Source organism: Candidatus Cryosericum hinesii (genome assembly GCF_003570985.1).
In the GTDB taxonomy this organism is placed as follows: Bacteria; Caldisericota; Caldisericia; order Cryosericales; family Cryosericaceae; genus Cryosericum; species Cryosericum hinesii.
Genome location: NZ_QXIW01000031.1, coordinates 274369 through 287014, shown reverse-complemented (window position 1 = coordinate 287014; position 12646 = coordinate 274369). Strand labels below are relative to the sequence as shown.

The window sequence follows — 12646 nt, the reverse complement described above, 5'->3', positions numbered from 1 at the left end:
CACTTCATAGCAGATCCTCCTCTGTATCACAATATCAACTTCCCAATAACCAACCTTACGTCATTACCCACCATCGCAGGAGTTTTTTGAGGACACCGCCGGTCTCTGGTGGTACAAACCGAGGCGGCACCGACGTCGACAAGCTCGAAACACTATACTACGGCGGCTGTCCAACCGATCTCAAGGGAACCTGGACTGAAGTGGAGGAGAACCTGAATACGTGCGAAAAGGGCAGCCACGACCAGTCTTGGTCACCTTCGCGCGCTGTCATGTCGATGGCCTGCCGGAATACTACTGCAATCATTGACTCGGCGGCCCGGATGAACAGCACCCTATACGGGGTCTTCTTTTCAATGCTTAAGTTCAGTTTGGCGCGCATTCCAATCCTGTCAAGCCTTTCTGTTCAGGTGGGGTTCATCGTATCTTCGGCTACACGGCACCGCCAGGGTGGCCTCAATCTCATGGCAATTCTGTCAAGACAATCACAAGATAGAGAGAAAGCCCACAGCGCTGTTACGCCGTGGGCTTCTTGCACATATACAAACGATGTGTGTTTAGTTTGCAGCCGCTATCCGACGGGTGTCCCGTGCGATGACCAATTCTTCGTTGGTCGGGATAACCAGAACCTTGATTCGCGAAGATGGTTTGCTGATGTCTGCCGCCTCACCGCGCTTCTTGGTGCGATTCGTTTCGGCATCGAGTTCTACGCCCAGGAACTCCATGTCCTTGACGACCATTTCACGAACGATATCGCTGTTTTCACCTATCCCGCCTGTAAATACGATCGCATCGGCTCCGTTCATGGCCGCAATATACGAGCCAATATACTTCTTGAGCCTGTAACAGAACACTTCCAGTGCCAGCGTCGCACGCTTGTCGCCCTTGGCAGACTCTTCCTCCAGAGTGCGGAAGTCATTGCTGACGCCCGAAATGCCCAGAACGCCTGAGTGCTTGTTGAGCAAAGCATTGATCTGCTGAAGGTTCAGTTCTTCCTTCCCCATAATATAGAGGGGGACAGCAGGATCGATGTCTCCACAGCGCGTCCCCATGGGTAGCCCTTCGAGAGGAGTGAACCCCATGGATGTATCGACGGATCTGCCGTGATCGACAGCGGTAACGGAAGAGCCATTGCCCAGATGACACGTGATAAGCTTGAGTTCATCGACGGCCCTTCCCAGCATTGCGGCAGCCTCATACGAAACGTAGTAGTGGCTGATGCCGTGAAAACCGTATTTGCGGATGTGGTTCCGGGCGTAGAAAACGTAAGGGATCGCATACATGAACGCTTTGTCCGGCATCGTCTGGTGGAATGCGGTGTCGAAGACGGCAACCTGGGGAACCTTGGGCAACAGCTCCGAGATGGCGTAGATACCCGCAAGATTCGGCGGGTTGTGGAGAGGTGCGATGTCAATGCACTCCTCGATTTTGGCCACCACCTCGGGGGTAATCAGTGTCGATTCCGAGAACGATTCGGCACCATGGACCACACGGTGCCCGACAGCCTGAATGTCCTCAATGCTCGTGAGGACACCTTTTTCCGGGTCAACCAGGACTTGCAGGATGAGCTCGATGCCGGCGTGGTGCTCAAGGACCTCGTGAACAGAGACAAGCTTCTTCCGTCCGGCAACCGTGTGACCGAGCTGTGCCTCGGCAGTGCCGATCTTCTCCAGCAGGCCTTCGGCCAGCTGCTGGTCATCGTCGTACAGCTTGTACTTGATAGAAGAGCTGCCACAGTTCAGGATCAGAACCTTCATATCTTCTCCTCCGCGTTGTCGACAGGAGTCTCATAGCTGTAGAAGCCCTTGCCCGTCTTCACTCCCAGGTGCCCACGTCGAGCCAGATTCCGGACAAGCGCCTGTGGACGATATCGAGTCTCGCCAAGCTCGCGGAAGAGGTGCTCCGACCACCCGAGGACGATATCCAGCCCGATCTGGTCGGCCAGAGCAAACGGGCCCTTGTTGAAACCGAATCCAAGGCGCATGGCGACATCGATGTCCTCCTTGCTGGCCGTTCCTTCCTGGTAGAGCATAATGGCTTCGTTGATAAGGGGCACGACAAGGCGCGCCGTGATGTAGCCTGGGTTTTCGAGCACGTCGACGGGGGTCTTGCCCATGCGGCGTGCCAGTTCCTTCGCACGGTCGACGGTCGCTTGAGACGTGTGGACGCCTCGCACCATCTCGACCAGTTTGATCGCCGGGACAGGCGCGAGGAAGTGCATGCCTACGAGACGCTCCTTGTTGACCATCTTCAACGCGATGTCAGTGATGGGCAGGATAGCAGTGTTGCTGACGTAGGTGACCTCAGCGGGGCACATCTGTTCAAACTGAGACTCAAGTTGGGCAAACAGCTCCTGCTTGGCCGCAAGGTCATCCGGAATGGCCTCGATGACAAGGTCGACGCTGCCCACGTCACTGCGATTCAACGTGAACTTGATGTGGGAAAGCAGGACCTTCTTCTCCGATCCTGTAATGCCCCATCGCTGGAGTTCGAGATTGAGACTGTTCTCGATGCTCTGGCGGGCATGCGTCAGTCCGTCCTCCGTTTGGTCGACGAGCACCACCTCGAGACCGTGCGCTGCTGCGTCCTGAGCAATTCCCGCTCCCATGACACCGGCACCAAACACCGCAATCTTTCGAATTTCCATGTTCACCTCTCCTGGTACGAGATAGGAAGAGTGGCACGCAGTGCGCCCACTGTAATCCTCACGTTAGTGCAGGTCTCCTCTACTTTCGCGCATCTCCTCGTCGCTGAGACCGAAGTAGTGGCCCAGTTCATGCAAGACCACGTGCTGGACAAGAGGCATCAGCTCGTCGACCGTATCGACCGAGGATTCGAGAGGCACCTTGAACACGCTGATCTTGTCGGGCAAAGTACCACTGTAGTGCGGTCCCCGATCCCTGAGCGGAACCCCCTGGTACAATCCCAGCAGGCCGTAGCCGTTGACAACTCCGGTACGCTTCAAAACATCCATCGGAGGGAAATCCTCGACGACGACGTCGATGTTCTTGAGCGCCGTCCTGAACTGGTCAGGAAGCGTGACAAGAGCGACGAGCACGAGTTCTTCGAAGTCCTTCTGTTCCAGTTCAATCACGACGCATCCTGCTCCCTGATCCGACCGATAGATATCATATACTTATCATACCACAACCATTGGAGAGGCCAACACCGTTGTATGACGCCGGCATCTGCAACGCCGATCCCGGCGGCCGGCCCTCTCGCCATGACACCGTATATGCTCACAATTCTTGCATTACCGCAGGACTTCCTTTAGTATATCGATGAGGGATGCCGTAAGGCATGCAACTGGGCACTAGGAACGGCTGGAGCTTTCTGGCTCATCTCCTGGTGTCCAGCCCCTCAGCGATCGATTTCACCGTGTGCCTCGGGAGGTGTCCATGAAACAACGCAACGTCGTTCGCACCATCTACTTGTATCTCGTCACAGTAGTCGGGATCGTCATGGCTCTTACCGGGCTTATCGGGGCAATCACCAATGTCCTCAATATGTATGTCTTCCGTCTGATCACGTCGGACAGCATGCAGAACGAACTGGCGTCACTGCTGTCCTTCGCCTCCGCGGTGGCAGTCGGCGTGCCGGTCTGGCTGTACCACTGGGACATCATCCAGGAAACACGCCAGCATGCGCCAAAACTTGCGACAGCTCCCGCCGCAGTGACAAACGAACCCATCGCAGCTACTATGCCACCACAGCCGGAGGCTCGCCGGGATCTCATCAGAAGGCTCTACATCTATCTGCTATCCGCCATTGGGCTGTTCATCGTCATGTTCAACCTCATCAACATCGCCCCCGATGTCTATCGGGCGTTCTTCATGTCGCTGAGTCCGGTGACAACCCCCGTACAACCCAACATCACCGGTCCCGCCTCGTTGAACAATACGTACGCGATCCAGAGCCTTATCAGAAACATCGTCGCCGTTCTCGTCGGGACTCCCGTCTGGTTGTACCACTGGCATCTCGGACAGCGCGAACATCGGGACCCGCTGGGCAACTGACACAAGCGAAGCAACACACGGACCTCATCAGAACACTCTGTCCACGAAGGCGCCAAGTCCCTTGCAGCAGCTCAATCGCAAGTCTGTAAAGGGCTTTGCGTCTTCTTGTTTTGAGGCCGTTTAGTATATAATGGCTACGTGGCAATCAATCCTGCAGAGGAGAAAAATGGGTAAGAAAAATGTTCCCCGGTCCCTTGGCCGTAGCTCCCGCAGTCGCCGTGTCGATGGGTTGCGAGAGGACCCGCCTGACGGCGGGAATAATAGCACCGTAGTTCCGTTGACCCCAGGGCTGTCTCGGCCTGGACGGTCCCAACTTTCTGCCATGGTGGGTGTCAGACCGTGACAGGAAGATTCTGGCGCCAAGAGGGGCAGCACCTGCCCTCTCCACCGCTGTAAGGGAGTGAGGCCATGAAAGCACTGGAAGTACGCAACATCTCCAAGATGTTCCCCGGAAATCTTGCGAATGACAACATCTCGTTCTCAGTCGAAAAGGGAGAGATTTTTGCCATCGTCGGCGAAAACGGTGCGGGCAAGAGTACTCTGATGAACATCATCTACGGCATCTACACACCATCGGGCGGAGATATCCTGGTCAACGAGAACGAAGTCAATATCCGTTCGGTCGAGGACGCAATCAAGCTCCGGATGGGCATGGTGCACCAGGAATTTATGCTGATTCCAAGGTTCACCGTCACCCAGAACATCGTCATCGGCGATGAGCCGCACAAGGGAATCTTCCTTGACTACGGCAGGGCGGTGCGCGAAGTCCGGGAACTCTCGGAGCGCGTCTCGCTGACCGTAGATGCCACAGCTCTTGCGGGCGACCTGCCCGTCGGCGTCCAGCAGCGTATCGAAATTCTCAAGGTGTTGCGCAGAGGTGCCGAGATCCTCATTTTTGATGAGCCCACGGCCGTTTTGACACCCGAGGAGACTGTCGAACTGTTCGTGACCATGCGCAAGCTGCAGGCTGAGGGAAAGACCATCCTGTTCATCAGCCACAAGCTGAAAGAGGTCATGGAGATCGCCGACCGCATAGCGGTCCTGCGTCGCGGCAAGCTCCAGGGCATCGTGAACAAGAAGGACACAAACGAAGAGGAACTGGCTCGCATGATGGTCGGCCGCAACGTCGTCCTCGAGATTCCCAAGATCGACGTAGAAGTAGGAGCTGTGGCATTTGCATGTCACGATCTGCACGTCAGAAACAACCGTGGATACGAGGCCGTCAAGGGTATGAGCTTCGACGTTCACGGCGGAGAGATCGTCGGCATTGCAGGCGTTCAGGGCAACGGCCAGGATGAACTGGTCAACGCCATGATCGGTTTCTCGCATCCAGTCTCGGGTTCGATGGAGCTCAACGGAAAGAACATGCGCATGGTCACGACGGCGCAACTGCGCAAGGAAGGCATGAGCTACATCACCGAAGACCGTGCACGCAGAGGTCTTGTCATGCCATACACAGTACGCGAGAACTCCGTCATGGGTCAGCACCTGGATAGACCGTTCAGCAGGGGTATCAGGATGGACTACGACAAGATCGGGGAGTTTGCTGAAGGGAAGGTCAAGGAATATGATATACGCCCTGGCGACGTCTATGACACGGCAGGATCCCTCTCCGGCGGCAACCAGCAGAAGCTCATCCTGGCCCGTGAGCTGTCGATGCCACACAACTTCCTGATCGCTTCACAGCCGACACGCGGCCTGGATGTGGGCGCCACTGAATTCGTCTATCGCAAGCTGCTTGAGGAGAAGAAGGCCGGCAAGGCCATCCTGCTCATCTCGCTCGAACTTTCTGAAATCCTCGGCCTGTCCGATCGCATTCTGGTCATGTTTGAAGGCCGCATCGTCGGAGAGACAACCCCGGACAAAACGACCGAGGAGGCCCTGGGTCTCCTGATGCTCGGCGTTGGTATCGACGAGAAGGTGCAATCGTGAGCGAAAGCAATTTCACCACCAAGTTCCTCAAACTCTTCGGCATCGACAACCAGGGACACAGTCGGAGAGACTATCTGAATATCTGGGTCCCTCTCATCTCCGTGGGCCTGGCTCTGATCCTCGGCATGATTGTCATAGCCGCCTCCGGGCGAAATCCCTTTCAGGCATACGGGCTCCTGTTTGGCGATTCGGGACTCATCCCCGGTGGACCAGCATGGCGGCGCGAGTTCGCCGAACTACTCATCAAGAGCGCCATGTACATTGCGACAGGTCTTTCGGTCGCACTGGCATTCAAGGGTGGCCTGTTCAACATCGGCGCCGAGGGTCAGTTCTGGGTAGGCGCCATTGTAGCGACCTTCTTTGGATATTGGTCTCCCGTAGCCCATACTTTTGGGGCGATGTACATTGCCCTGGGGAGCTTCGGCTGGATAGCGCAACTCCTGCATGGAGCCATCTGCATCATCATGGGCATGCTTGCGGGCGGTGCATGGGCGGCAGTCGCCGGCTATCTCTATGTCAAGCGCGGCGTCAACATCGTCATCGGCACGATCATGCTCAACTGGATCGCCTGGTTCCTGATCACAAGCTGGCTGGTGATTGGGCCCATGACGCCTCCCTCCCAGACGTTCACTTCCGGCACCTTCTATGTGGCTGACACAGCCAAGCTGTTGCGGATCATGATGCCGACACGCCTCAACACCAGTATCCTGCTGGTGTTGCTTGCGGCGTATGCCACCTGGTTCCTACTGTACAAGACGACGATCGGCTACGAGATCCGGGCCATCGGCTACACCGCCAACATCGGCATGGAAGCCCCGCGTGCACAGGGGATCAACATCAGCCGCCGCATCATGCAGCTCATGTTCTTGTCCGGAGCCCTTGCAGCGCTTGGTGGCACCTTCTTCATCCTGGGTATGCAGTACCAGTTTCCCAACACCGCGATCATGGGGTACGGCTGGACTGGCATCGCCATTGCATTGATCGGCCAGAGCGAACCCATGGGTGTCGTGCTGGCAGGGCTGTTCATCGGCGCACTACGCACCGGAGCCACGTCCATGCAGGTCGCCAACATTCCCAAGACATTCTCCGACATCATCGAGGGCATGGCCGTCGGCTTCATCGCCATGCAGGTCGCCGTGCGGTACTACCTTGTCAAGATTATCCAGCACCGCCGCGCCCGCAGGGATCCGCCGGCGGACCAGGAGGCCGCAGCATGAACATCGCACAGATCAACCTCACGATTGCCCAGATGCTGGACTACACCATGCCGATCCTGTTTGCCGCGCTGTGTGGCGTCCTCAGTGAAAACGCAGGCGTCGTCAACATTGGTTTGGACGGCATCATGCGTTTCGGCGCGTTTTTCGGGCTGCTCGGCGCATTTTTCTCTCACTCCCCGTGGATCGGCCTGCTGTTCGGTATCGCCATCGGTTGCCTGGTGGGAGCACTCCACGCCTTCATCACGATCAGGTGGAATGGTGACCAGACCGTCTCCGGAGTAGCCATCAACGTCATCGCCGTTGGCCTCATGACGTACTTGCTGGAATTCGTCTTCAGCACGACCGGGTATTCGCCGCAGATCCAGAACTACTTTGGAGCCCAGGCCTACCGCGTGCATCTCCCTTTCCTTGCCAAGATACCCCTTCTGGGCGCCTTCTCCAACCTGTCGTTCATGATATGGTTCGGCTTTATCTGTACGGTTCTCATGCACGTGCTCCTGTACCACACGGTCCTCGGCCTGCGCATCCGTACCTGCGGTGAGAATCCCAAGGCAGCAACGACACTCGGTATCAACGTATTCCGTATTCGCTGGTTCGCTGTCGTCGCAGGAGCCGCACTCGCAGGCATTGGTGGTGCTACGCTGTCCATTAGCTCATTCTCGGGATTCAGCGACTCCATGCCCAACGGTGTCGGGTTCATTGGCCTGGCCGCCATGATCTTTGGCAAATGGACCCCATTTGGCGCTCTTGGAGCGGCACTGCTGTTTGGGACAGGCCAGATCGTGCAATCCATCATCGCCGTCACGGGTATTGCTCCCAAGCTGGCGCCCGGGCTCACTCTTATTCTGCCATACGTTCTTACACTGGCTGTCCTTGCAGGTTTCGTCGGCAAGTCTATCGCTCCCGCGGCAGACGGCCTCCCGTATTACAAGGAACAGCGCTAGTCGATCCTTATACCGGTCGCCGTGGGGACATTGTCCTCCGGCGACCTTTTCACTACTCCCATGGAGGTGAGTCATGAGCAGTCAATCGGGTGAACAAAAAATGCAATGGGCGATCCGTCACATGCCGATCCTGTCATCAGTTGCCGAGCGCTTCGAGAAGGAACAGCCCTTTGCCGGGCTCAATGTCGTCATCGCTCTCCACCTGGAGGCCAAGACAGCCAACCTGGCCTGCGTGATGCAGCGTGGCGGCGCCAAGGTCGCCATTACGGCGTCCAACCCCATCACCACACAGGACGACGTGGCTCAGGCACTTGCGGAACGTGGAGTCACGGTCTTCGCCAAACGCGGCGAGACGCCGGCTGAATACAAGGAATATTTCAGCAACGTCCTGGCCACCAAACCCAACCTGCTGATCGATGACGGTGGGGATCTCGTGAGCGCCGTTCACTTCGAGCATCCAGAACTATTGCCCGCCATTGTGGGAGCATGCGAAGAAACCACGACCGGAGTCACCCGCGACCGTGCGTTGGCCCGCGCGGGCAAACTGGCCTTCCCGATCATCGGGGTCAATGAAGGCCTGTGCAAACACCTCTTCGACAATCGTTTCGGCACAGGACAATCCGCCTGGGACGGCATTCTGCGGACGACCAACATGAACATCGCCGGCAGGATTGTGGTCGTTGCCGGGTATGGATGGGTTGGCAAGGGGGTAGCCATGCGTGCCAGAGGCCTCGGCGCCCAAGTCGTCGTCACGGAAGTCGATCCTGTGAAGGCCGTCGAAGCCCACATGGAAGGCTATCAGGTCATGCCAATGCTCGAGGCCGCAAGAATCGGTGAGATCTTCATTACCTGCACGGGCGATGCGAAGGTCATCTCCAAGGAACATTTCGCCGTCATGAAGGAGGGTGCCATCCTGTGCAACGCTGGGCACTTCGATATCGAAGTCGACGTTCAACATTTGCGGAACAAGGACCCTCAGCACCACGAAGTCCGGCACAATATCGAGGAGTATACTTCCGATGGCAAGCACTTCTATGTCCTGGGCGAGGGGCGCCTTGTCAACCTGGCATGCGCCGACGGGCACCCCATCGAGATCATGGACCTGACATTCGCGTTGCAGGCGTTGTCGGCTGAGTACCTGGTCAGACACCAGGAGTCACTGCCTAATGAACTCATTAATGTACCCGAGACGATCGACGACATGGCATCGAGAGCTTTCCTTGCTTCCTGTGGCCTGTCCATCGACACACTGACCGAAGAGCAGAGAGCGTACCTCAGCTCATACTAGACCTCAGAGATAGACATAAATCATGCCGAAGCCAAGGGCCGGACGTTACGTCCGGCCCTTGGCAATGGAACGTTCATGAAACGGTTCTAGCCCAGAGCGTACCAATCTCCTCCGTCCCGCTTGACTCGGTGCAACGCTTCATCCGCTCGTGCGATGATGTCGGCAGCTGACGCGTCCTTGTAGTCAACCATCGACCCTCCGACCGAAACGGAGACCTCAATAACGTTCTTCAGACTCTCCGGCGATGACAGGACCGAGTGGTGGACGAGCCCGACGAGCCGTTCGCTGAGCTTCTCAACCCCATCAAGTTCGATAAGCGGACACACGATGATGAACTCGTCACCACCAAACCGGGCGAGGAAATCCATCGAGCGCATCGTGCGCTGCACAACAGAGGCGACAAACTTCAGCGCTTCGTCTCCTGCCAGATGTCCAAAGGTGTCGTTGATATTCTTGAACTTGTCGACATCGATCACGACAAGCCCAAATCGCTGAAAATGCCGCTTGAACAGCCCGTATTGCTGATCCAGGATCGTGTCGATGTAGTGCCGATTGTAGAGACCGGTCAACTGGTCGATGATCGATGCGTCAGATAGCTGCTTCAGCCTCTCCGTAAGAGCGCTTCCAGCCACCGATTGGAGTTCACCGAATACCTCCACGCCATACCGTTCATCTCCGACCTGCAGGACCAACGCCTTGATGTAGACAGCCAACCGCTCTCCGTCTTTCCGCTTAAGGAAAACTTCCTTGGCCTCCTGCCGCTCGCCGGTCTCGATGCATTTCTGCAACGGGCACCCGTCGAAACACAGGTTCTTGCCGAGAACATCGGTATGAACCAGGATGTTGTCGTAGCAGTGCCTGTTCAGAACTTCGTCAGATGAATAGCCGGTAATGCGTTCCGCCCCCTTGCTCCAGAAAACAATCTGGCGCTCTGCGGTCGTTACGTACACGCCGTCCGAAACAGCGTCCAGGATTCCGCGCAGGCTCTCATCAAGTACTCCCACATTCATCATACCCTCCTGATTGGCAAAAATCGTGCGCCCCCCACCCCGCAATCACGAGATCGTGACAACGACGGGGGTATGGTCTGACGGCTTCTCCCAGCGCCTCGGCTCGACGTCGACCACGCAGTCGACAATATGCACGGACAACGCCTCCGAACCCCAGGCATAGTCGATGCGCATGCCCATGTGGCGCTTGAACATGTTCATGCGATAGTCCCACCAGGTAAACTGCTGCTCACTGTGGAATTTCCGGAACAGGTCGACGAAACCCCACCCGCATAGATTCTCGAGTGCCTCACGCTCTTCCTGCATGAAGCCGATGGCGTCCTGCATCTCCTCGGGAGCCCAGACGTCCCGGGGATCTCTGGCCACGTTGAAATCGCCCATGAACAGCAGGCGATGGTCTCTGGAATATGTTGCGTCGAGATACGTCCGAAATTCCTGGAAGAACTGAAGTTTATGCAGAAATGCCTCGTCGCCACGTTCGCCACCATGCGGCAGATACCCGTCGATCAGCGTGACGTCACCGACGTCCACTGCCAAAATCCGGCTCGGATCATTGCCGGCCCAGCCCTTGACGACCCTGGAAATGGGTAGTCTGGACGCAATGGCAACGCCGTTGTAGGTCTTCTGGCCTGACATCGCGACCTGATATCCCAGCGCCTCGAACTCTGCAACAGGAAATGTCTCGTCGACCGTTTTGGTCTCCTGCATGGCGAGAACGTCCACCTGCGACTCCTGCAGCCACTTCTGGACAACAGGCAAACGGGCGCGCACCGAGTTCACGTTCCACGTCGCTATCTTCATGGCTCACTCCTCATGTTTAATGCAGGCAGGTTTCCGCCCGACTTCACGGCCTCTGGTCACTATCCTCGCCATAGCGGCTGCAAGCCGCTGTCTATCCCACAGTTCGACCCCCGACCTTGCCGCCAGCTCTCGGGCTGATTCCGTGAACCCGCTGCTCGCGACGACCATGCCACGCGTGCCACGGTAATACTGCACGGCCCCCAGAGCCTCCTGCACAGCGCCGATGCCGACGTTGCCGCTATACCTCTTTGCCTGCACGACGATGCGCTTACGGGACGACGTCAGCACCAGGTCGGCCCCGAAGTCATGACTCATGCCAACATGCTGGACGCGGTAACCCAGATGGACAAACAGCACTGCCAGAAACTCCTCGAACTGCGTACCGTCCATGGCGTCGATGGAACTCAGCGTTGCTCCGTGAAACACTCGGTCGCGACGCATCCGGATGACGATACCGGCCACTGCTATCAGAACAAGAAGCGCGGCAGTTGCCACCAGAGAAGGAACGAATGGCAGAAATGCATTCCAGCCGGCAGACACGGTCCTGGAGGCCCACTCCGCGGTCCACTGCTGCAGTGCACCCAGAATCCTCTGGATGTCAGGCAAGCAGCGCCTCGATCTCCGCCTTTCTGCTCATGGCTGCATCATACCCTCGCACGACATACCCGTGGACGTCCGCAGGCGCACAGCCCTTGAGATCAGGCCGGATAACCAGATCAGCCGCCTCGAGCTCCGGCCTTGCGATGTTGTTGAACATCAGGTTGAGCGAACGTTCGAGCAGTTTTGGGATGTTCAGGCTGGGCTTGTACTCTTCTTGCTGATCCGGATCATACAGTGATACCGCAATGACCCTCGTGGCGCCCCGCTTGCGCAGCTCCGTCACGGGAACCGGCAGCGACATGCAGCCATCCAGCAGATGCTGGTCGCCGGACTCAACAACCGGAAACATGCCTGGCAGGCTGAAGCTCCCCGACAAGGGACCCCAGATGTCCCCACTGTCAAAAAGAAGGGCTTTACCGGTCTGCACGTCGGTCGCGGCGATGCAGACGGGTTTCTTGAGAGCCTCGAAAACCGTCACCGGGAGCGATTTGCGGAGAGCGGCGCGCAGGCGCAAGGGCGTCGTCAGGCCACTCACAGAAATGGCGGACCCGAGCAGCGTGGCCACCTGGGCGCCGTGCTTGACGCTGAGGGCTTCCAGGGCTTCGGAGTCGAGGCCCGCCGCACTGAACACGGCTACCACGGCGCCCATCGAAGCACCCGAAAACAGGTCAACCTGAACGTGAAGCTCTTCCAGCGCCCGCAGCACGCCTATGTGCGCATACGCAAGGACCCCGCCCGAACTGAGAGCCAAGCCAAGCTTTTGCTTCCTGTGAGTCCTCATCGTCACTCCTCCTGTTCCGGGGCCGGGAATAATCCTCTTCTTAGTAATATATTAGTATAT

General features: G+C 57.3%; 12 protein-coding genes. 5 read left to right on the top strand and 7 right to left on the bottom strand.

The window, feature by feature from the left end; all coding sequences use genetic code 11:
• Window positions 1–554 precede the first annotated feature (554 nt).
• From SMC3_RS07895 to SMC3_RS07885, 3 genes are all read right to left on the bottom strand, one after another.
• Complete coding sequence (locus SMC3_RS07895; protein ID WP_119088008.1) at window positions 555–1754, bottom strand: acetate kinase; 1200 nt, start codon at window positions 1752–1754, stop codon at window positions 555–557.
• Window positions 1751–2644 (bottom strand): 3-hydroxyacyl-CoA dehydrogenase family protein, encoded by an 894-nt coding sequence (locus SMC3_RS07890; protein ID WP_119088007.1) that lies wholly within the window; start codon window positions 2642–2644, stop codon window positions 1751–1753. The genes SMC3_RS07895 and SMC3_RS07890 overlap by 4 nt, the downstream gene beginning before the upstream one ends.
• Before the next feature lie 63 nt (window positions 2645–2707).
• Window positions 2708–3091, bottom strand: a complete 384-nt coding sequence (locus tag SMC3_RS07885) for a metallopeptidase family protein (RefSeq protein WP_119088006.1) — start codon at window positions 3089–3091, stop codon at window positions 2708–2710.
• A gap of 304 nt (window positions 3092–3395) precedes the next feature.
• Here SMC3_RS07885 and SMC3_RS07880 point away from each other — a divergent pair, with 304 nt between their 5' ends.
• From SMC3_RS07880 to SMC3_RS07860, 5 genes are all read left to right on the top strand, one after another.
• On the top strand, window positions 3396–4013 hold the full coding sequence (locus SMC3_RS07880; protein ID WP_119088005.1) for a DUF5671 domain-containing protein: 618 nt from the start codon (window positions 3396–3398) through the stop codon (window positions 4011–4013).
• A gap of 408 nt (window positions 4014–4421) precedes the next feature.
• Complete coding sequence (locus tag SMC3_RS07875; protein WP_119088004.1) at window positions 4422–5945, top strand: ABC transporter ATP-binding protein; 1524 nt, start codon at window positions 4422–4424, stop codon at window positions 5943–5945.
• Entirely contained in the window at window positions 5942–7162 is a 1221-nt protein-coding gene (locus SMC3_RS07870; protein ID WP_207799721.1) for an ABC transporter permease, read from the top strand. The genes SMC3_RS07875 and SMC3_RS07870 overlap by 4 nt, the downstream gene beginning before the upstream one ends.
• Window positions 7159–8106, top strand: coding sequence for an ABC transporter permease (locus SMC3_RS07865; protein ID WP_119088003.1), 948 nt, complete (start codon window positions 7159–7161; stop codon window positions 8104–8106). Before SMC3_RS07870 ends, SMC3_RS07865 begins: the two co-directional genes overlap by 4 nt.
• A gap of 73 nt (window positions 8107–8179) precedes the next feature.
• A complete protein-coding gene (locus SMC3_RS07860) occupies window positions 8180–9394 on the top strand; it encodes an adenosylhomocysteinase (RefSeq protein ID WP_119088002.1) in 1215 nt (404 codons plus the stop codon).
• A gap of 86 nt (window positions 9395–9480) precedes the next feature.
• Here the strand turns inward: SMC3_RS07860 and SMC3_RS07855 are convergent, their stop codons facing one another.
• The 4 genes from SMC3_RS07855 to SMC3_RS07840 are packed head-to-tail and all read right to left on the bottom strand — an operon-like array spanning window position 9481 to window position 12586.
• The gene (locus tag SMC3_RS07855) at window positions 9481–10404 is read right to left on the bottom strand and encodes a diguanylate cyclase (RefSeq protein ID WP_165848249.1); all 924 of its coding nucleotides are present in this window, start codon (window positions 10402–10404) and stop codon (window positions 9481–9483) included.
• A 45-nt stretch (window positions 10405–10449) separates the two neighbouring features.
• The gene (xth, locus tag SMC3_RS07850; protein WP_119088000.1) at window positions 10450–11205 is read right to left on the bottom strand and encodes an exodeoxyribonuclease III; all 756 of its coding nucleotides are present in this window, start codon (window positions 11203–11205) and stop codon (window positions 10450–10452) included.
• A 3-nt stretch (window positions 11206–11208) separates the two neighbouring features.
• Window positions 11209–11811 (bottom strand): restriction endonuclease, encoded by a 603-nt coding sequence (locus SMC3_RS07845; protein WP_119087999.1) that lies wholly within the window; start codon window positions 11809–11811, stop codon window positions 11209–11211.
• Window positions 11804–12586, bottom strand: coding sequence for a patatin-like phospholipase family protein (locus SMC3_RS07840; RefSeq protein WP_119087998.1), 783 nt, complete (start codon window positions 12584–12586; stop codon window positions 11804–11806). The genes SMC3_RS07845 and SMC3_RS07840 overlap by 8 nt, the downstream gene beginning before the upstream one ends.
• Window positions 12587–12646 lie beyond the last annotated feature (60 nt).